At 69.0% G+C, this 19,357-nt stretch carries 18 protein-coding genes; 7 read left to right on the plus strand and 11 right to left on the minus strand.

The window, feature by feature from the left end:
* Positions 1 to 18: 18 nt before the first annotated feature.
* The 3 genes from ACFQ4H_RS03485 to ACFQ4H_RS03495 are packed head-to-tail and all read left to right on the plus strand — an operon-like array spanning position 19 to position 2,977.
* The gene (locus ACFQ4H_RS03485; protein WP_377566838.1) at positions 19 to 996 is read left to right on the plus strand and encodes an ABC transporter permease; all 978 of its coding nucleotides are present in this window, start codon (positions 19 to 21) and stop codon (positions 994 to 996) included.
* Positions 993 to 1,979 (plus strand): ABC transporter ATP-binding protein, encoded by a 987-nt coding sequence (locus tag ACFQ4H_RS03490; protein ID WP_377566840.1) that lies wholly within the window; start codon positions 993 to 995, stop codon positions 1,977 to 1,979. Before ACFQ4H_RS03485 ends, ACFQ4H_RS03490 begins: the two co-directional genes overlap by 4 nt.
* A complete protein-coding gene (locus tag ACFQ4H_RS03495; RefSeq protein ID WP_377566842.1) occupies positions 1,979 to 2,977 on the plus strand; it encodes an ABC transporter ATP-binding protein in 999 nt (332 codons plus the stop codon). Before ACFQ4H_RS03490 ends, ACFQ4H_RS03495 begins: the two co-directional genes overlap by 1 nt.
* Positions 2,978 to 3,060: 83 nt before the next feature.
* Here the strand turns inward: ACFQ4H_RS03495 and ACFQ4H_RS03500 are convergent, their stop codons facing one another.
* Both ACFQ4H_RS03500 and ACFQ4H_RS03505 read right to left on the minus strand, forming a co-directional pair.
* Complete coding sequence (locus ACFQ4H_RS03500) at positions 3,061 to 3,990, minus strand: proline dehydrogenase family protein (RefSeq protein WP_377566844.1); 930 nt, start codon at positions 3,988 to 3,990, stop codon at positions 3,061 to 3,063.
* Complete coding sequence (locus ACFQ4H_RS03505; RefSeq protein ID WP_377566846.1) at positions 3,990 to 5,273, minus strand: alpha/beta fold hydrolase; 1,284 nt, start codon at positions 5,271 to 5,273, stop codon at positions 3,990 to 3,992. The genes ACFQ4H_RS03500 and ACFQ4H_RS03505 overlap by 1 nt, the downstream gene beginning before the upstream one ends.
* Positions 5,274 to 5,462: 189 nt before the next feature.
* On the opposite strand from ACFQ4H_RS03505, the gene ACFQ4H_RS03510 reads away from it, so the two are divergent.
* Positions 5,463 to 6,425: an NAD(+)/NADH kinase gene (locus tag ACFQ4H_RS03510; RefSeq protein WP_377566848.1), complete on the plus strand. Its 963-nt coding sequence runs from the start codon at positions 5,463 to 5,465 to the stop codon at positions 6,423 to 6,425.
* An 86-nt stretch (positions 6,426 to 6,511) separates the two neighbouring features.
* Here ACFQ4H_RS03510 and ACFQ4H_RS03515 read toward each other — a convergent pair whose 3' ends face one another.
* The 7 genes from ACFQ4H_RS03515 to ACFQ4H_RS03545 form a co-directional block, all read right to left on the minus strand.
* Positions 6,512 to 8,500 (minus strand): hypothetical protein, encoded by a 1,989-nt coding sequence (locus ACFQ4H_RS03515; protein ID WP_377566851.1) that lies wholly within the window; start codon positions 8,498 to 8,500, stop codon positions 6,512 to 6,514.
* Positions 8,497 to 9,663: a 5'-methylthioadenosine/S-adenosylhomocysteine nucleosidase family protein gene (locus ACFQ4H_RS03520; RefSeq protein ID WP_377566853.1), complete on the minus strand. Its 1,167-nt coding sequence runs from the start codon at positions 9,661 to 9,663 to the stop codon at positions 8,497 to 8,499. Before ACFQ4H_RS03520 ends, ACFQ4H_RS03515 begins: the two co-directional genes overlap by 4 nt.
* Positions 9,660 to 10,394 (minus strand): NUDIX hydrolase, encoded by a 735-nt coding sequence (locus ACFQ4H_RS03525; protein ID WP_377566855.1) that lies wholly within the window; start codon positions 10,392 to 10,394, stop codon positions 9,660 to 9,662. The genes ACFQ4H_RS03520 and ACFQ4H_RS03525 overlap by 4 nt, the downstream gene beginning before the upstream one ends.
* Before the next feature lie 230 nt (positions 10,395 to 10,624).
* Positions 10,625 to 12,094: a fibronectin type III domain-containing protein gene (locus ACFQ4H_RS03530; RefSeq protein ID WP_377566857.1), complete on the minus strand. Its 1,470-nt coding sequence runs from the start codon at positions 12,092 to 12,094 to the stop codon at positions 10,625 to 10,627.
* A gap of 117 nt (positions 12,095 to 12,211) precedes the next feature.
* The gene (locus ACFQ4H_RS03535) at positions 12,212 to 12,895 is read right to left on the minus strand and encodes a hypothetical protein (RefSeq protein ID WP_377566859.1); all 684 of its coding nucleotides are present in this window, start codon (positions 12,893 to 12,895) and stop codon (positions 12,212 to 12,214) included.
* Positions 12,896 to 13,027: 132 nt separating this feature from the next.
* Positions 13,028 to 13,408 carry a VOC family protein gene (locus tag ACFQ4H_RS03540; protein WP_377566861.1) on the minus strand — a complete coding sequence of 127 codons (381 nt, stop codon included), beginning with the start codon at positions 13,406 to 13,408 and terminating at the stop codon, positions 13,028 to 13,030.
* Positions 13,409 to 13,413: 5 nt separating this feature from the next.
* Positions 13,414 to 13,776, minus strand: a complete 363-nt coding sequence (locus ACFQ4H_RS03545; RefSeq protein WP_377566863.1) for a DUF1801 domain-containing protein — start codon at positions 13,774 to 13,776, stop codon at positions 13,414 to 13,416.
* Between the two features lie 156 nt (positions 13,777 to 13,932).
* Here ACFQ4H_RS03545 and ACFQ4H_RS03550 point away from each other — a divergent pair, with 156 nt between their 5' ends.
* Positions 13,933 to 14,835: a LysR family transcriptional regulator gene (locus ACFQ4H_RS03550; RefSeq protein ID WP_377567045.1), complete on the plus strand. Its 903-nt coding sequence runs from the start codon at positions 13,933 to 13,935 to the stop codon at positions 14,833 to 14,835.
* On the opposite strand, the gene ACFQ4H_RS03555 is transcribed toward ACFQ4H_RS03550, so the two are convergent.
* On the minus strand, positions 14,821 to 15,150 hold the full coding sequence (locus ACFQ4H_RS03555; RefSeq protein ID WP_377566865.1) for a hypothetical protein: 330 nt from the start codon (positions 15,148 to 15,150) through the stop codon (positions 14,821 to 14,823). The genes ACFQ4H_RS03550 and ACFQ4H_RS03555 overlap by 15 nt on opposite strands.
* 203 nt (positions 15,151 to 15,353) lie before the next feature.
* On the opposite strand from ACFQ4H_RS03555, the gene ACFQ4H_RS03560 reads away from it, so the two are divergent.
* Positions 15,354 to 16,508, plus strand: coding sequence for an FHA domain-containing protein (locus ACFQ4H_RS03560; protein WP_377566867.1), 1,155 nt, complete (start codon positions 15,354 to 15,356; stop codon positions 16,506 to 16,508).
* The gene (locus tag ACFQ4H_RS03565) at positions 16,505 to 17,731 is read left to right on the plus strand and encodes a serine/threonine-protein kinase (RefSeq protein ID WP_377566869.1); all 1,227 of its coding nucleotides are present in this window, start codon (positions 16,505 to 16,507) and stop codon (positions 17,729 to 17,731) included. Before ACFQ4H_RS03560 ends, ACFQ4H_RS03565 begins: the two co-directional genes overlap by 4 nt.
* On the opposite strand, the gene ACFQ4H_RS03570 is transcribed toward ACFQ4H_RS03565, so the two are convergent.
* The gene (locus ACFQ4H_RS03570; RefSeq protein ID WP_377566871.1) at positions 17,688 to 19,259 is read right to left on the minus strand and encodes a serine/threonine-protein kinase; all 1,572 of its coding nucleotides are present in this window, start codon (positions 19,257 to 19,259) and stop codon (positions 17,688 to 17,690) included. The two genes, ACFQ4H_RS03565 and ACFQ4H_RS03570, sit on opposite strands and share 44 nt — an antisense overlap.
* Positions 19,260 to 19,357: the final 98 nt, after the last annotated feature.

Here is a 19,357-nt window from a genome sequence, read left to right on the forward strand (position 1 = left end):
CCCCCCGAAAGTCCTGCCATGTTCTCTTTCCTCGTCCGTCGGCTGGTCGGGGCGGTCGCCATCCTGTTGGTGATCATCGCGGTCACGTTCATGCTCTTCTACGCGGTACCGCGAGATCCGGCGCGGCTGTTCTGCGGCAAGATCTGCACGCCGGAGATGCTGGCCCACGCGCGGCAGAGCCTCGGTCTGGACCAGCCCCTGCCGACCCAGTTCTGGAACTACCTGGTCGGGTTGGTGGCCGGTCGGGACATCGGTGAAGTGCACTGCGCCGCGCCCTGTCTCGGCTACTCCTTCACCGACAACCGCCTGGTCCTGGACGTGCTGGTCGACCGGTTCCCGGCCACCCTCTCCCTCGCGCTCGGGGCGGCCGTGCTGTTCCTGATCGCCGGAACGGGCAGCGGCATGCTGGCCGCGCGGTTCCGTGGCACCTGGCTGGACAAGACCGCCACGGGCTTCGCCCTCGTCGGCTCCTCCCTACAGATCTACTTCATCGGCATCGTGGCGATGTACGTGCTGGTGGACCAGTGGCAACTGTTGTCCCGGCCCGGCTACACCAGTCCGCTGGAGGACCCCGGCCAGTGGCTGGCCGGGATGTTGCTGCCCTGGATCGTCCTGGCCTTCGTCTACACGTCGACGTACACGCGGTTCACCCGCTCCACGATGATCGAGACACTCGGCGAGGACTTCGTCCGTACCGCCCGGGCCAAGGGCCTGCCGGGCCGAACCGTCTTCTTCAAGTACGCCGCGCGCGGCACGGCGGCACCGCTGGCCACCATCTTCGGCCTGGACCTGGCGGTGCTCATTGGCGGCGCGGTGATCACCGAGACCACCTTCAACATTCCCGGCATCGGACAGTTGGCGGTGAAGTCGGTGACCAACGCCGACCTGCCCATCCTGATGGGCGTCACGTTGGTGGCCGCCGCCGCGATGCTGGTGGCCAACATCGTCGTCGACGCCTGCTACGCCGCCCTCGACCCGAGGGTGAGGACCCGATGAGCCCACTGCTGTCCGTACGCGATCTGCGGGTGCGTTTCCCGCTGGACGACGGCGTGGTCAAAGCGGTCGACGGTCTCTCCTTCGACCTCGACCGGGGCCGCATGCTGGCGATCGTCGGCGAGTCAGGCTCCGGCAAGTCCGTGGCCAACCTGGCCGTGCTCGGCCTGCACGACCGACGGCGCACCGAGATCGACGGCGAGGTGCGCTTCGATGGCACCGACCTGCTCACCGCGTCCGAGCGGCAACTGGCCCGACTCCGTGGCGACCGGATCGCCATGATCTTCCAGGATCCGTTGACCGCACTCTCGCCGTACCACACCGTTGGTGAGCAGATCGCCGAGAGCTACCGCCGACACTGCGGCGCGAGCCGGGCCAGGGCCAGGGAACGGGCCATTGAGGTGCTCGCCCGGGTCGGCATACCACATCCCCGGTTACGGGCCACCGAGTATCCGCACCAGTTCTCCGGCGGCATGCGGCAGCGCGTGATGATCGCGATAGCCCTGGTCTGTGACCCGGACCTGCTCATCGCCGACGAACCCACCACCGCGCTCGACGTGACCGTGCAGGCGCAGATCCTCGACCTGCTCGGCGGGATCCGCCAGGAGTACGGCACCTCGGTCATCCTGGTCACCCACGACCTCGGCCTGGTAGCCGGTGCAGCCGACGAGGTGCTGGTGATGTACGCCGGCAGGTGCGTGGAGCGCGGCACCGTACGCGAGGTGCTGAAGGCGCCCCGACATCCCTACAGCCGTGGCCTGCTGGCCGCCACCCCCCGCCTGGACGGCGATCTGACCAGGGCACTGGAACCCATCGAGGGACAACCGCCCAGCCTGATCGACCCGCCGCCCGGATGCGCGTTCCATCCGCGCTGCGCGTACACCACGCTGGTCGGCGGTGACCGCTGCCGGACCGAGCGCCCGGTGGCGCGTGACGTGGCCTGCCATCTCGCACCGGACGTACTGCTCGACCGCAAGGACCGCTGATGAGCCCCCTACTGCAGGTGACCGGCCTGACCAAACACTTTCCCGTCGGTGGCGGTGGACTTCTCGGCCGCCGCCAGGGCGTACTACGGGCCGTCGACGGCGTGGACTTCGATGTCGCCGCAGGCGAGAGTCTGGGCCTGGTGGGGGAGTCCGGGTGCGGCAAATCCACCACCGGACGCATGGTGGCCCGACTGATCCAGCCGACCGCAGGGCACATCGGATACGGCGGACACGACCTGACCAGCATTTCCCGGCGGGCGATGGCGAAGATCCGTCCCGAGATTCAAATGATCTTCCAGGATCCGTACTCCTCGCTGAATCCACGTCAGACGATCGGCGCGATCATCTCCGCACCGATGGAGGTCAACGGCATCGAACCCGTCGGTGGCCGACGCCGTCGAGTCCAGGAACTGCTGGAAACGGTCGGCCTCAACCCCGAGCACTACAACCGGTTCCCGCACGAGTTCTCCGGCGGGCAACGCCAGCGGATCGGCATCGCCCGGGCCCTGGTCACCGAGCCGAAGCTGATCGTCGCCGACGAGCCCGTCTCCGCGCTGGACGTCTCCATCCAGGCCCAGGTGATCAACCTGTTGCACCGGCTCCAGGACGATCTCGGAATTGCGTTCCTCTTCATCGCCCACGACCTGGCGGTGGTCCGCCACTTCTGCCACCGGGTCGCGGTGATGTACCTCGGCGGGATCGTCGAGGTCGCGGACCGCCAGACCCTCTACACCCGCCCCGCGCACCCGTACACCCACGCGCTGCTGTCCGCGGTGCCGGATCCGGACCCGGACGGCACGGCCGGACGCGAGATCATCCGCCTCGGCGGTGACGTGCCCAGCCCGGTCGACCCGCCGTCGGGCTGCCGGTTCCGTACCCGTTGCTGGAAGGCCCAGGAACTGTGCGCGGCGCAGGTACCCGAGCCGGTCCAGGTGCACGGTTCGGGCCATCTGGTGGCCTGTCACTTCCCCGAACTCGCCGGCGGATCAACGACCTGAACAAGCAGTGCAGGACCGGGGAGAGGGCCTGTTCGGGTGGCTACCACCACCGAACAGGCCCTCTCCCTTACGGTCGATGACCGTCACCGCCGCCCGGTGAGTGAGCGCAGGAAGAACACGACGTTCGCGGGACGCTCGGCCAGCCGGCGCAGGAAGTACGCCGTCGAGTCGACACCGTACGGCAGATAGACCCGTACCGTGTGGCCGCCGGCGGCGAGGCGGCGTTGCTCGGCCGGGCGCACGCCGTACAACATCTGGAACTCATGGTCACCCGCGGCGCGGCCGTGCCGTTCCGCGAGTGCCTGCGCATATCCGATCATCGCCGGATCGTGGCTGGCGATCATCGGATATCCCGGGCCGCCGAACAGGATCTCCATGCACCGGCGGAAGGACTGGTCGACCTCGGTACGCTGCTGGAACGCCACCTCCGGCGGCTCGGCGTACGCACCCTTGCAGAGCCGGACCCGGGACCCGGTCTCGGCGAGCCGGACACAGTCCTCCTCGGTACGACGTAGGCGGGCCTGCACCGCCACCCCGACGCTGGGAAAGTCGACCCGCAGCCTGCCGAGGATGGCCAGGGTCGAGTCGGTGGTGGTGTGGTCCTCCATGTCGAGGGTCACCGTGGCCCCGGCCCGCTCGGCCGCCGTGCACACCTGCACCGCGTTGCCGTAGGCGACCGCGTCGCCGTCGGCTGGCAGTGCCTGACCGAGGGCGGACAGCTTGATCGACACATCTGGGCGCCCGGCGACGCTCGCTTCACGGAACGAGTCGATGAGCTTGACGTACTCCTCAACGGTCCGAGCCGCGTGGGACGGGTCGGTGATGTCCTCGCCCAGATGGTCGATGGTCACCCGCAACCGGTCGGCGGCCAGTTCCTCAGCGACTCGGACCACGGCTGCGGCATCGTGTCCGGCCACGAACCGTGCCACCACCGCTCGGCCACCTGGGGCCGCCTCCAGCCATCTCCGCAGCCGGGGTCGGCTGGCGGCGGCCAACAAAGTGCTCCGTAGCATCACACCTCACCCCGGACCATCGCGCGTAGCCGGTCGAACACCACAGGACGGGCACCGAGCCCGTCATGGCCGTGCTCGTTGGTGACCCAGGGGCGCAACCCACGGACCTGGCCGGCGGTCACCATCGAGTGCTCGAAGTCGACGTAGAGGTCGTCGAAGTAGATGGCGGCCGCGACGGGAACCGCATTGCCGGCCAACCGGTCCGGGTCGTAGAGCCGCGGCCAGCTGTCGTGCGCGGCCAGCAGGTCGGCGCACCCGCGCAGTGGCCTGAGCGCCGGATCCTGATCGAAGAGCCATGGATGGAACATCTCCGCCGTGAAGTTGACCTCGGCGCGGTGCCACAGGTCGAACTCGTCGAACTCGGCCGACACCCGGCTGGCCGACCAGGCCGAGGCGGCACCCTGGCAGTAGATCGACTCGTGCAGCAGTGCGTACAGCGGCCGGTCGGCCATCGACACCATCCGGTCGACGCCGCGCAGGAACGTATCGGAGAGGACCGGCCCGTGCGGGGTGGCGATGAAGGCCAGTTCGAGCAGGTGGTGGAGGTTGTCGAGACCACCCGTCGCGCCGAGCGTGATGCCCGTCATCTGGAACCGCTCGGCGGAGAGCCGCTCGCCACCGGGCAGTCGGATGTCGTTGTCGGCGAGATGGTCCACCACCTGCCGCGCCACCTTCCGGTCACCCGGGTACCGCGCGTAGAACCGTTCGCTGTGGGCCAGTGCCCGGGGATACGCGGCCCGGTACACCTGGTCCGGGTGGGCGGTCAGGCTCGGCAGGCCACCGGCGATCATCACCTCGGCCAGGCCCTCTGGGGCCAACGAGAGGTAGGTCATCGCACAGAAGCCGCCATAGCTCTGCCCGAGCAGGCTCCACGGTCGGTCGCCGAGCAACTGTCGGCGTACCAGTTCCGCGTCCCGCACGATCGCGTCCGCCCGGAAGTGACGCAGGTAGACCGCCGCCTCCGAGTCCGTGAGCCCGGCCAGCGACTGCCGGGTCAGCGGAGTGCTGAGGCCGGTGCCCCGTTGATCGAGCAGCAGTACCCGGTAGTCGCGTAGTGCCTGGTGCAGCCACGCGCTCGACGACGACGGCCGGTCGGCCGCATTCCCCGGCCCACCCTGTAGGAACAACAACCACGGCAGGTCCGTGGCGTCGGCGTTATGCTGGGCGACGACCTCACGGGCGAACAGTTCGATCCGTGGTCCGTCCGGATCGTCATGATCGAGTGGAACGTCCAGCCGATGCTCCACGCACACCTGGCCTGGACGGTTGTACCTCAATGTCATCCCGATGCATCCTCAGCAATAGTTGGGTTGCACGGACTATCACCCAGGTCTGCTCGGGCTGTCTCATCCCAGACACCGACAACCCCCCGGTTATGCCGGCTCCATCTGTTGCCTGCCGGTTGCCCGTTGCGACTGACTGGCAACGGCAAGTACCCGGTAAAGCGGGCGTACTGGACGATAATCGCGGTCATGGCGACGGGGACGGAGCGTGGTGCCGGCGAGCGTCCGTACACGATCGGCCTCGTGGTGCACCCGACCAGGAGCGTGCTGGACTCGATCCGGGTGATCACGGCGTTCGGGGCGGCCCACCACGCTGCCGTCATTGCCCGGGTGGCGGATGCCGACCGGGTCGGCAGCGACGTCACCCTGGTCGACGCGGAGGAGTTCGTCGACCGGGCCGACGCCGTGGTGAGCCTGGGCGGCAACGGCACGATGCTCGGCGCGATGCGGCTGGTCGTGGACCGGGGCGTACCGGTTCTGGGGGTCAACCACGGCCGGCTCGGATTCCTGGTGGAGATCGCTCCAGCGGAACTGGAGGCCGCCCTGGTCCGGGTGGTCGACGGCACCTTCACGCTGGAGCCGCACAGCTGCCTCGACGTGGGCGTCGAGGGGGTCGCGGCCGGGTGGATGGCCTTCAACGACGTGGTGCTCACCGCACCGGAGCCACTCGCCGGCATGACCGTCGACCTGCTGGTCAACGGGGCGCGGCACGGCTACTACCGGGGCGACGCACTCGTCTGCTGCACGCCGATCGGGTCCACGGCCTACAACTACGCGGCCGGCGGGCCCGTCGTCTCGCCATCCTCCCCGTCGGTGGTGCTCACCCCGGTGGCGCCGATGTCGGGGATCAGCCGGTCGGTCGTGCTCGGCCGTGACGACGCGATCTCGCTGGCGAACCCCGCACCCGATCAGCCGCTGCTCATGTCAGTCGACGGTGTTCAAGCGGGTCGGCTCGATCCGCAGCAGGCGCTGTCGATCAGGTTGCACAACGATGCGGTCTCCCTGATCCGGCTGGACGCGGACGTCCACGCCCAACGGGCCAGGGTCAAGCTCAGCCTCCTCGACCTTCCGCTGCGTCCGGACCAACTGCTCGAACTCATCCCGCAGCCGATGCGCGAACGTGCCGAACGGCACCGGCGAGCCGACTCCTGATCCCACGAACACGGCGTCACGGCGGCAGTGGTGGGGGGGGGACGCCGCCCCACCACCCCGTTCGCGGGAACCTGAGCGCCGGGGCGTCAGTTGATCAGGCCGTTCACAGTCGCCGTCAATTCTCCGAGCCGTTCGTCGGCCCGGCGGCGCTGGTGCCTGATCCACTCCTTTCCCTCGGCCGCGATCCCCTCCATGACATTGAGGGTGTGGAGGAGGCCGGAGGCATCCAGTGCGACCCGGGACAGGGACCAGGGATCCTCGCCCGGCTGGATCTCCTCGGTGCCCGATTCGGTCACCCGGACGTTGATTGGCGCACCGTTGACCAGCGTCAGCTCGAAGATCTGCTGCTGGGAGGCCACCCCGTCGATGCGTACGGCGGCGACCGCCTCGAAGCGGTAGTTCAGCCGTTGGGTGAAGTGGAACGAACAATCCTGGAAGTCGAGGTCGATGTTGACCTGACGTACGCCGTCGTCGGTCAGCAGGAAGAGCAGCAGTCGGTAACTCGAGTAGCGCCATGGCCCCTTACGAACCCGAGCCCGTTTGTACGCCCTACCGGGCGCTTCGATGAATGCGTGCGCGATCACCTGACTGGGCTTGAGCTGGTACTGCCGCATGGCCTCGTCGACCAGGATCCTGCGATCGCACTCCAGCCAGAAGGCCATCTGCGCGTCGGATGGCTTGTGGGACAGCTTCTCCTGCCAGCGGTTGAATGCCGCCCAGCGGGCCGCCCACTGCTGCTCCCGCTCCACCTTGTCGGCCTGCACACGCCGCTGTTCGGTGGTGACCCGGAACCAGGCCCGCGCGCTGATCACAGCGGCCCCGATGGCGACCAGAACTCCCACCGTAGCGCCCAGGGGAGCGGTGGCCATGGCGGCAGCCGCTACCCACAGACCCCCAAGGATGACCGCGACTAGCCCGGCTGCCATCAGGGCCATGGTCTGCAACGGTGTGCGGAACTGGCCCCGGTACGCCGTCAGCGTGTCCGTCTCCCACCGCTGCCGTACGTCGCCCACCAGATGACGGACCAGCCAGGCGATCGCGTCGGGCTTGATCCGCTGCTCGCGATAGATCTCGACAACTTCATTCCGTAGATGTCGTCGGATACCCGCGGTCTGGGTCAGCCAGTAGGCACGGTCCGTGCCCCGGGGGACGTACTTCGCGAAGTAGCGGTCGAAGAGCCGGTCCACCCCGTTGGCGAAGCCACCGTCCGGTGCGTCTGCCCGTTGGAGGGGTGGGACGAACTCCGCATCCTTCGACCGTCGTTGCTGCCACCGGAAGTGCCAGTCGATCCCACCGACCATGAAGGCCGCAGTTCCGGCGGCGGCGACGAGGTAGGCCAGCACTGGGGACAGTGCACCGCGTTGCAGCAACACGATCCCGATGTTGGCGATGGCAACCAGGAAGGCCGAAGTACCGATGATCGCCTGTAGCCAGTCGCCCACGGGAATCCATGCCGGCTGGACGGGCCGGACCCGGGGGTGTGCCGGGGCGGGCTGGAAGAACATCCAGATTCGATCGGCTCTGTCGTCAGCCATCTGTCCGGCCCTGGCCCGCTCGACCGAGCGATGCCAGAGTTGGTCCTCCAACGGACCTTCAAGCAGCACCCCGAGGTGGTCGAGGATCTTGCCGCGTTGCAGCGGCCTGAGTTCGTCGAGTTCCTTGAGGAGTACGTCGGTTTCCGTGGTCTTCAGGGAGTTGAGCAGCCGGAGTACGGCTTTCAGGCCAGCCGTCCACTCACCATTGCCGTCCAGCCGGGAGATCCCCCCGCAGATCGACGAAAGCTGGTTGAAGTCCTCGTTGCTCAGCTGTCGCAGGGTCCGGCCGCTCAACAGTGCCAGCAGCCGGTGGAAGCGCACCTCGTCGGTCTCGTACCCCCGCGCCACCGCGTTCTCGATGAGCTCCCGGGCCCGTTCCGGCAGTCGGGCATCGAGATGGTTGACGCCGATCCGGAACGTCTGTTCGGGCGACGCGTCCGGTGGCAGCTCGTAGTGATAGACGTCGCCATGGATCGTCTGTGCCTGGACGCCGACCCGGGCGTCACCCTGCGCCATGTTGAACATGCTCGGGGCTGTCATGACAGCCCCTTGGCCACGGCGATGATCGCGGCCAGCCGCGTGGCCAACTCCGCAACGTCGAAAACCAGACCACGTAGTCGTTTGAGCGTCACGACCAGGGTGTTTCTGCTCTGCGTCGTGTCCTCCCTGAGGCACTCACTCGCCACGTCCAGCTCCGTCTCGGCCGCCGCATAGGTGGCCTCGTCCAACTGGCCGTCCCGATGGGCCTGCTTGAGCAGGCTCCGGATGTCCGCGATCCCGGCCGCGAGGTCGATCGGCCGCTCCGGTTCGGCGCCGACGGTGATGTTGCCGTAGACCTGTCCGGCCTGGACTCCCACCCGCGCGTTACCGCTGGCGGAGTTGCTGTTCGTCACGCCCATCTGCGTCCGTCCGCTCGTGTCCGCCGTTGCTGGATGATCGACCGCGCCGTCCGCGACCAGTTCCTGTGCCAGTTCCTGTGCCAGTGCCGCCGCGAACGCGGCCGCGTGGGCGGCAGCCCGGGGCTGCCAGTTCCTTCCATCGGTGGTGGTCTTGCTGCCATCGGCCCGGTCGCTGATGCCCCGCACCACGACCACCGGCAGAGCCTGGTTGAGATGGGCAGCCTGCGCCACACCGGCCGCCTCCATCTCGATCGCCAGCGCGTCGTTGTAGTGCTGCCGTACCCACCGGGCCTGCTCGGAGATCGCCGAGTCCTGCACGATCTCGCCGGCGGCGATCGGTCCGAAGTGAACCCGGGGAGCGGCATCGGGAGGCAGTCCGTGCTTCCATTCACCGCTTCGGATGAGGTGATGAGCGATCTGCGCGGCGCCGTGCGAGATCTCCCATGCCTTTGGCCGGGCCTTGAGTCCGTTATTCTCGCTCGTGCCGCCGTGGTAGGCGTAGACCTGGGAGGCCACCACCACGTCCCCGAGTTGGATGCTCGGCCATAGACCCCCGGCGACACCGACGAAGAGCACGGCGGCGGGGGAGAATTCGGCCATCGCGCGCTCGGCCAGCACCGCAGCCGGATGGTTGCCCTTACCCACCAGACCCAGTGCCACCCGGCATCCGCTCCTGCCGAGTCGGCCGACTTCGAATCGGGTGCCCTTGGCGTGGCGGTGGATCCGCAGGTCAGTCAGTTGTTTCCGAACCGCCTCGTACTCAAGGTTCAGGGCCGTGAGAATCACGACGGGACTGCTGTTCATGGTTCTGCCGTCTCCTTGTCAGTCGGACCTGTCGATCGGGTCATCGGGGGGTGCAGCGCTCTGCGGGGGCCCGGGCGGAACAGCCGCGCGGGACGTCCGGTCTCCGTTCTTCTCGTCGGGCCGGCGGGCACGATGAAGCCGTCCACGCTCTGCACCTTGCGGTAGAAGTTCCGGGGGTCGAGGGGGACGCCCCACACCGCCTCGTAGACCTCTTGCAGCTCCGAGATGGTGAATGTCGGGCCGCAGAAGGCGGTCGCCAGGGACGAGTGCTCCAACTTGGAGCGGGCCCGCTCGACGCCGTCGGCGACGATCTGGCGATGGTCGAAGGCCAGCGGAACCTCTGGCGATAGTGCGTTGTCGGTGGGGGTCCAGCACGCGTCGGAGGCGTCGGTGCCAGCGGTCGGTTCGGGTAGCCGGGGTGCGATGGCCAGGTAGGCCACGGAGATGACGCGTCCCCTGGGGTCGCGTCCGGGCGTGCCGTACACCCCGAGGTGTTCGAGGTGCAGGTCGTCCGCGTCCAGGCCCGCCTCCTCCAGCAACTCCCGGTGGGCGGCGGTCAGCAGGTCCTCCTCGGCGTGGTTCAGGAAGCCTCCGGGAAGTGCCAACGCGCCCTGGTACGGCTCGATGCCGCGCTCGACAAGCAGCACCTGGAGGCGGGACTCGCGCAGGGTGAGGATGACGAGGTCCACCGCCAGCAGCACGGTGGGTGGGAGCCAATCATCGTTGTGCATGGATGCAGGATAGGCTTATTGTCACTCTGACAGGAAGGCCTGGCGAGTGTCGTATTTCAGCGGTATCTGCAAACCTTCCGGGTGGCGGCAGGCGGGTTTGCTGGGGATCGGGTGCTACTCGGGGCACCTGGTGAGCGAGATGAGGGGCGGTAACCAGCAAGCGACCGGCGTACCCCGGGGCAGTTCCGGGGGTACGCCGGTCGCGGGAACCTGAGCGCCGGGGCGAGCCGTCACGGCGGCGGCAGGTACGGCACCTGCACGGTGAGCGGGGCACTCTGGGCGGACTCCAGCCCGGCGGCGTTGACCGCTGCGATGGTCACCACCTGGGTCGTCGCCTTGGGCAGCGCGATGGCGACCTGGTTGGTTCCGTTCGTGGCGATGACGTCGGCGCCCCGGTAGACGCGGTAGGCGACGGCCGGGTCACCGTCGGCCGGCTGGGTCCAGTGCAGGGTCATAGTACCGGTGAACGGGTCGCCCGAGGCCAGGCGGACATCCGTGGGGCGGGCCGGACGGCTGGCCGGACCGGCCGCTGTGTCGACCCACGCCGCCGCGCTGGTCGGGCTCGCTCCGCAGCCGTTGGGCAGGGTCGCGGCCACCCGCAGCCGGTACGACGTGGCGGAGGCGAGACCGCTGACGACGGTGCCGCTGCCGACACTCGTCCCGACGACCTCGTCACCGGCGTACACGGTGTACGACATCGCAGCGGCGTCGTACGTCCAGTCCAGCCGGACCGACGAGGCGGAGAGCGCCACGGCGGTGACCAGGGCCGGTCGCGGTGGCCGGGCCTGGCACGTGGCGGTGTAGCCAGCGACGGTGCCGGCGGGGGACTCGTTGCCCCGGGCGTCCAACGCGGTGACCTGGTACGTGTACCAGGCAGCGTGGTACAGCCCGCGCAGGGTCGCCGAGGTGCCGCTGGTGGTGGCCACCCGACGGCCGGACTCGTAGATCGCGTAGCGGGTCGCCGGAGTGCCGGCGACCGGCGGAGTCCAGGACAGGGTGAGCGTCCGGTCGGTGCGCCCGGCGACGGTGGCGTCCACGGGAGCCGTGGGTGTGCCCGACCGGCCCGGTGCGGTCGTGACGGTCACGGTCGTTGCCGGAAAGCTCGGGCTACCCGAGCAGTGGGGCCGGCGTACGACGGAGAACGTGTACGTGGTGGCCGGGGCCAGTCCACCGATCCGGATCCCGGACGATCCGGTGGAGACCGGACCGTCGGGGCCGCCGGTGACCGTGACGGTGCCCGGGTCGCCGACGTTGACCCAGCTTAGGGTCACGGCCGACGGGGTCACCTGGCTGGCGGACAGCGTGGCCAGGCCCGCCGGTAGGCACTGCGGTGGCGCACCCGAGATGCCGAGGGTGCGGCTGACCGGGGTGGACGGTGCGGACTCTCGGCCCTCCGTGTCGACGGCGGTGACCGTGTAGGTGCGGGTGCGGGCGAACCCCAGGTTGGTCAGCGCAACCGAGGTGGTGGTGTTGCGGGCCACCTCCGTCGTGCCCTCGTACACCCGGAAGCTGCGGGCCCGCTCACCCGGCGGCTGCTGCCACGACAGCAGCGCAGAGCCGCCGGTGCCGACCAGCACCAGGTCGGTGGGGGCGGGTGGCGGATCGTCCACTTCCGATCGTGCTGCCGCGGGTCCTGCCCAGATGGCGCCCAGCACCACCAGGACTCCGGTCAGCCCGGCCAGGCTCCTGACGTGTCGCACCTCGTATCCCTCCCGGCCGGGAGGTTGTAGGTGGCAGTCCGTCCCGACCAGAAGTATCGAAGTATGCGGATGTCGTGTGCGTCAAGGTGCTGTCCCTCTGCCGCAAAGAGGCGCCAATCAGCCGCTGATCGCGATCCAGGTGGCGCGGGCCCGGGCAAGTTCGGTGCCGTCGGGGCCGTACAGCGTGGTGTGCACGAGGGCCTTGCGGCCGTCGACCGAGGTCAGGGCCCCACGCACCACGCACTGGTCACCGGGTACGGGCATGCGCCCGACCAGTACGGCGATCCGTCCGAGCACGTACGGCCGACCCGCGCCGATGACGGCCCAACCGCCGGGGCAGTCCAGCGCGGCCCACACGACGGCCGGTGACACGTCGGCCGGAACCGTCCACGGGGCGGCGGTGGTGTCGTCCGAGACGCGTCCGGGGAAGATGCGTAACCCGTCGGTGCGGTCCGGCCCGCAGACGTAGCAGGTGGGGAACGGGTGCTCGGTGAAGCCGGCGTACCCGGTGGCGGCCTCGACCGCCTCGGCGTACCCGATCGGTGGAACGACGGTGTCGATGTCGGCCGCCGACGCGACCGTGGCCACGACCGTGCCGTCGGGTGCGTGGACCTGGTCGTCGACCACGGACAGCGGCGTGTCCAGCGGCGGCGGCTTGCGCAGCGTGACCTCACCGGAGGTGGTGCCGGCGGAGCGTTCGGTGCCGCTGGTGGTGTGCTCGGCGCCGCCGGCGAAGATCCCGGCCGAGTAGCCGCCGTTACCCGAGCCGGGCGGCCCGTTGAAGCGGGCGGGAATGATCATCGGTCCACCTTTCCGGTTCGGCGTCGGAAAGGGGCCCGTCCATTACCTGAAGCGATGAGAAGGGGCCCTTCCCGGCACACCAGCGAGGGTACGTGGCGGCCAGCCCGCGTCTGCGCGCCGCCGCCACCTGCCTCAGGCGTCCTGCGGGTACCAGCGCAGTTCGACGCTGTTGCCGTCCGGATCCCGTACGTAGATCGAGGTTGCGTTGCCGCGTGCACCGAACCGGCCCACCGGCCCTTCGAGTACGGTGAAGACGCCCGAATCGATGATCTCCTGCCAGTCCAGTGGTTCGACGACCAGGCAGATGTGGTCGACGTTCGATTCGCCCCGAGGACGGCTGAACAGGTCGATGATGGTCTCCGGGCTGACCCGTACCGAGGGGAACGGGACCTTGCCCGCTCGCCACTCGTCGACGCGTACCGGTTCCAGCCCGAGGGGCCCGCAGTAGAACTCCAGCGCCCGCTCGACATCTTCGACGTTGAGCACCAGGTGGTCGAAGGCCTTGACCCGCATGGTCGTCACCCCAGTTCCAGTTCGTAGGCCTGGCGCAGCCAGTTGGTGAACAGTTCGGCGTCGATGTCGTCGACGGTGTGCAGTTTCACCGAGGCCATCTGGCGGGCCCCCGGAGTGAGCTGCCCGGACGGGTCGGCGAGTGCCTGGCCGCGCCACAACCCGAACGTGACGTACGACTTGTACGCCTTCAGCAGGCAGACCGGGTTCCTGCCCGGCTGGTCGCCGAGGCTCCAGGTCGGGTGGCCGTGCCACATCGCGCCCGTGGCGTCGGGCAGGGCCGAATCGATGACCGCCCGCGCCTGTTGGCCGACCTCCCGGAGCGGGGTGTCGAGACCGGTCAGGTAGTCGGTGACGCCGGTTGTGCTCATGATGCTGCTTCTCCTGTGGGCTGCGAGGTGGGTCAGGCCGGCTGGCGGTGCAGGTGGACCACACCGGCCGCTGTCCACGATCCGCCGGTCGACGGCGGCTACCAAGACCGGATCGGGCTACGATCGTTGAGCCAGATTCAACGATGAGGGGTCGTGATGCTGGAACGGCACGAGGTGGAGACCTTCCTGACGCTGGCCGGGGAGTTGCATTTCGGGCGTACCGCCGAGCGTCTGCGGGTCACGACCGGGCGGGTCAGCCACGTGATCAAGAAGTTGGAACGCCGGATCGGTGCACCGCTGTTCGAGCGCACCAGCCGGGTCGTCCACCTCACCTCGATCGGGCGTCGACTGGCCGACGACCTGACACCGCTGGTGGCACAGATGGACGCGGCCGTACGCCGGGCCGTCGACGCCGGGCGCGGCATCGCCGGAGAACTGCGGGTGGCGTTCCTGGGGGAGTGGACCGCGCCCGTACTACTCAGGGCCGTCAGCCTCTTCACCGAACGTCATCCCGACTGCGAGGTGCACGTCCACGAGGCCCAGCTGTCCAACTCCCGGGCGAGCCTGCTCGACGGGTCGATCGACATTCTCATCGCCTCGTACCCGTTCGACGGCATGGCCTGCGGACCGGCCCTGCTGTCGGAGGAGCGGGTACTGGCCGTCGCCGCCGGGCATCCGTTGGCCGGTAGGGAATCGGTCTCTCTCGAAGCCCTCGCTGAACACCCCGTCGTGCAGTACCCGACGGTCACCTCCGCGGATTTCAAGCGTGACCGCACACCCGAGCACACCCCGTCGGGCCGGCCCGTTCCGAAGGGGCCGATGGGCAACACGTTCTCCGAGATGCTGTCCCTGGTTGCGATGGGCAAGGGGGTCCTGCCGGTCGGCGAGCACACCCGGCGTTACTACCCCCGACCGGACGTCGCGTACGTGCCGATCCACGATGCGCCACCGATCCGACGCGGGCCGGTCTGGTTGGAGACCAACACGACCGCGCGGGTACGCGAGTTCGTCCGGGCCGCGACCGACGCCAACCTTCCCCTGACGTCAGGCGTTCAGTAGGACGCCAACGGCGATCAGCGGAAGGGAAACGAAGAGGAAGATGCCGACTCCGGTGAGGACCATGCCGCCGCCGGCATCGCCCAGTTCGGGAGCTGCTCCGAACCAGGCTCTCATGTCCGCCGTCCCCATTCGGCTGAGGCTCAGGGTGCCGGTTATGGCCAGCAGCGCGCCAATCGCGATCAGCGACATGCCGAGCCGGGTGGTGAACTCCCCGTCGCCGGCAAGGACCCAGATCAGCGCCGCAACGGCAGCGAGGATCGCCGCGGCCACTCCGAGCACGAGCGCTTCGAGTAGGCCCCGCAATACGGTCGTCATCGTCGTTCCCTTCCGCTCGACAGAGCCCATTCGGCGGTGGCTTTCGACCCGGGAGTTTTCCGGCCGCCCGACCGTCCCATCGATCTGGATGGTTCCAGGTGGATCGGTGTCGGGCAACGTACCCGATGACAGTCCGATCCGGGCGGGGCGAACCGGAATGTTCTAGGCGGCTGGCGTCGATGCCGGCTGATACTTTGGCGCGTATGCGCCCGGAGCGTCACCTGACCCTCGATGTCTCGGCTGCCGACTTCGTCGTTGACCTGTCCAACATCATGCGGGAACGGGGGATCTGCTCCGATCGGGAGGTGGATCCGCAGCGGTTCGACGCGCTGATCGCAGCCCTGGCGGCGTATACCAGTGACGAGTCGGTGCAGGTGTACGCCGTCGCGGACGGCTCGCTGCTGCGCCACCGTGGCCTCACCGCCACGGAACGGGGCACCCTGAACCGCTGGTTCCACCGTGGCCGGATCGAGGTGCGGCCCGGTGCCGACGACCGCATCCTCGAGTTGGCCGACACGGCTGAGCTGCGGGTGGTCAGTGGCGACAACTACCTGGATGCCTACCGTACGTATCCGTGGCTGGCGGACAACCGGGACCGGTTCGTCTGGGTGGCCGCGAAGTCCGACGGCGACGGGCTCGTCATCGTGCCGCGCATCATGCCGAGTCCGCCCGAGTGGCAGATCTCCCGCAAGGAGGAGGAGAGCAAACTGCTGGTCGCGGGCATGTACGACCGGCGCAACGGCACCGGTGTCCGCCGTGGACTGCTCAAGCGGCTATGGCGCTGCCCGGTCGACGACTGTCCGCTGTTCGGGGCCGACGGTCCCGCCGATCAGCCTCTTCCGGTGTTCCGTGACGGGGTCGTACGCTGCCCCACCCACCGCAGCCCGATGACCGACATCGGCCCGGCCGACTCGCGCATCCAGGTGAAGGTTCGTATCGACGGTGTGGTGCGGACCCGGTTCATGGTCCGTACCGGGATCCAGACGGTGGTGGGACGCTCCCCGGGGGAGCCGGGGGTCGCCCTGCCCAGGTTGACCGGGGCGGCACGGGAGTGGGTCAGTCGTCGTCACGTGCAGCTGACCTGGAACGGCTCGGTGCTGGTGGTCCGTGACGTCAGCGCCAACGGCACCCGCGTACGCCGTGAGGGTGTCTCGGGCAGGGGCCGGCGCATCGACCGGTGGCGGGACTGGAACCTGCGTAAAGGGGAGGTGATCGTGCTGTACGACGGCGTGGAGTTGCTGGTCAGCGGCCGTACCTTCGTCTTCGATGCCGATCCGGGCGTACCGGTGCAGCCGGCTGAGGTGGCATCCGAGGCGGATCTGTCGACGATGGTCCGTCGTCGTCCGGGCATCCGATGACAGGGCACGGGAGCCGGCTGCCGGAGCGGTACCGGATTCTGCGACGTCTCGGCGGTGGCGGGCAGGGGATCGTCTACGCCGCCCACGACGAGGTGCTGAATCGCGAGGTCGCGATAAAGGTGCTGGCGGCCGACTCGGATCCCGGCCACCTCGCCCGGTTCCAGCGCGAGGCGCAGGTCCTGGCGATGATCAAGCATCCGAACGTCGTGTCGATCTTCGATCTCGGTTGGCACGACGGCGGCGCGTTCGTGGTGATGGAACAACTGACCGGCCCGGACCTCGGCCGTATCCAGTACGACGCCGGCTGCCTGCCGGTGACCCGGGTCCTGCACTACACCGTACCGGTCGCCGACGCCCTGACCCGCCTGCACCAGCCGCCGACGCCGGTGGTGCACCGTGACATCAAGCCGCAGAACCTCGTCCTGGACGGTGACGGCACGGTGAAGGTCTGCGACTTCGGACTGGCGGCCCTGCCGGAGGCGTCACTGACCCGGTTGACCGAGCCGGGGGTGCCGATGGGCACCGCCGCCTACATGTCGCCGGAGCAGTGTCGCGGTGACGACCCTGGTACGGCCACCGACATCTACTCCTTCGGCGCCGTGCTCTACTCGTTGCTGGCCGGTGGGCCGCCGTTCGCCGGGCCGGGACCGTTCGCCGCGTACGCCAGGCGGATCATCCACGATGTGCCCGATTCGATCGTCGACTACTGTCCCGATGTCCCACCGGATCTGGCCGACCTGATCCACGGGATGCTGGCCAAGGAACCTGCGACCCGGCCCACCGCCGGGGAGGTCCATGACGCCCTGCGGGCGCTCGCGGTGTCGACCGCCGATCCGCGGCACGACCTGGTCCGGGAACGGGAGAACCCCACCGGCGTACGGCTGCCCGTCGACCAGCCCGATCCCGCGTACGATCCGGCCGCCGGTGAGCTGTTGCTCAGCCAGGGGCGGTACGCCGAAGCGAACCGGTTCTTCACCGCTCTGGCACATCGCCTGCGGGCCGATGGCCTCGACGCGGACCCGAGACGGTTCGCCGCCGAGCTTGGCCGGGTCCGCAGCCGGTACGGCCTCGGTGACGAGGAGGTCGCCGCCCTGCGACTGATCCGGCTGGTGGCGGGGGCCGAGGCGGCGTTGGGGCCGGATCATCCCCAGGTACGGGAGATCCGGGCCTATCTGGACCTCAAGAGCCGTCCGGGTTGGGCCACACCGTCGCCGTCGCGGTGAGCCCATAGGTGAAGCTGTTGGAGTGGGTCTTGATGACCAGCACCGCTGTGCGCTTCTTGTCGGTGATGAGGCAGACGACATCCCGGACGGCGACGCCTGCCTGGTGCGCGCCCTGAGTGGAGACCAGTTCGGCGCACTGGGCAGGGGTGGGGATGCCGGCACCGGTCCATTTGAAGAGCGTCGGCCCGGCATGGCTGTAGAGCGTCCCGTCACGTTCCCCAACCAGCCCGAGATGGACGTCGTTTTCGGTCCTGCTGGTGGGCTTGACGACCGGTGGCACCAGGTCGAGGTCGATCCCGTCATCGGTGATCCGGACGACCCCGGTCCATTGCGGTGCCGGGGCCGAGGCCGGGGTAGTACCAGTCGGGGTGGTGGTTGGCGTTGGCGGGGCGGTCGACGTGGCAACCGGGGGCTGGCTGGTGTCCGTACCCGGCCCTGGTGTGGTCGCCCCGCCGAGGGACTGTCCGGACCGGTCCGGGTCCCTGCGGTCGGCCCAGTTCACGGCGAGGGCCGCCCCACCGACCATTCCCAACGCCACCAGCGCCGCAGCCAGCGGGATCAGCCAGGCCCGCCGTCGTCTGGCCGGACCCGGACCGGGATTCGCTGGGTTGGCTGCGCCGGGACGATCGACGCGAGGGGGTGCGGGTGGCAGGGTCGACAACGCCGCGGTCTGCGCCTGGATCATCGCGGTGACCGGTGGCGGCAACCAGCCCGGGCCGAGCCGTGGGACACCGCCCCACGCGGCGACGATCTGCGCGGTGCTCGGCCGGTCGGCCGGATTCCTGACCAGACACGCTTCGATCAGCGGGCGCAGTTCCGGTGGGCAGCCGGTCAGGTCCGCCTTGGCGTCCGCCACGCGGCGCAGCACGCTGAGATAGTTGCCGTCGCCGAAGGCGGACCGACCGGTGGCGGCGAAGTAGGCGACCGCACCCAGGGAGAACACGTCGGCCGCCGGGGTGACCCGTTCGCCGTTGGCCTGTTCCGGTGCCATGAAGGCGGGGGTGCCGACCGGGGTGTGGCTGATGGTGACGTGCGTGGTGTCGACGGCCCGGGCGATGCCGAAGTCGATGACCCGTGGTCCGTCGGCGGCCAGCATGACGTTGCGCGGAGTCAGGTCCCGGTGCACCACGTCTGCCGCGTGGATCGCCTGTAACGACAGCGCGACGGCGGTGACCAGGGGACGGACCGAGGCGACCGGCAGTGGCCCGTGGGTACGTACGGTGTCGAGCAGGGTCGGACCGGGTACGTACGTGCTGGCCAGCCAGGGCGTCGGGGCGTCCGGGCCGGCGTCGAGCAACTGTGCGGTGTAGACACCGTTGACCCGTTGCGCCGCCCTGACCTCCCGGGCGAAGCGTTCCCGGAAGTCGCGGTCGTTGGCGTACTCCTGGCGAATGATTTTGAGGGCCACGGGCCGACCACCGGGGGTGAACGAGAGGTACACCTGTCCCATGCCGCCGGCACCCAGTCGGGCCCGCAGTTGGTAGCCGCTGATTTCGGCCGGGTCGTCACTGGCCATGGGTGTGAACATCGGCTTCCCTCGAGTCGTGCCGTTGGTCGGCATCCGTGCGGGGTCGGGTGGAGTGCAGGGTCGGGTGGAGTGCGGCGGATGGTGCGTCGTCGATATCT

It is taken from the genome of Micromonospora sonneratiae (assembly GCF_042679305.1).
GTDB classification, from domain to species: Bacteria; Actinomycetota; Actinomycetes; order Mycobacteriales; family Micromonosporaceae; genus Micromonospora_H; species Micromonospora_H sonneratiae.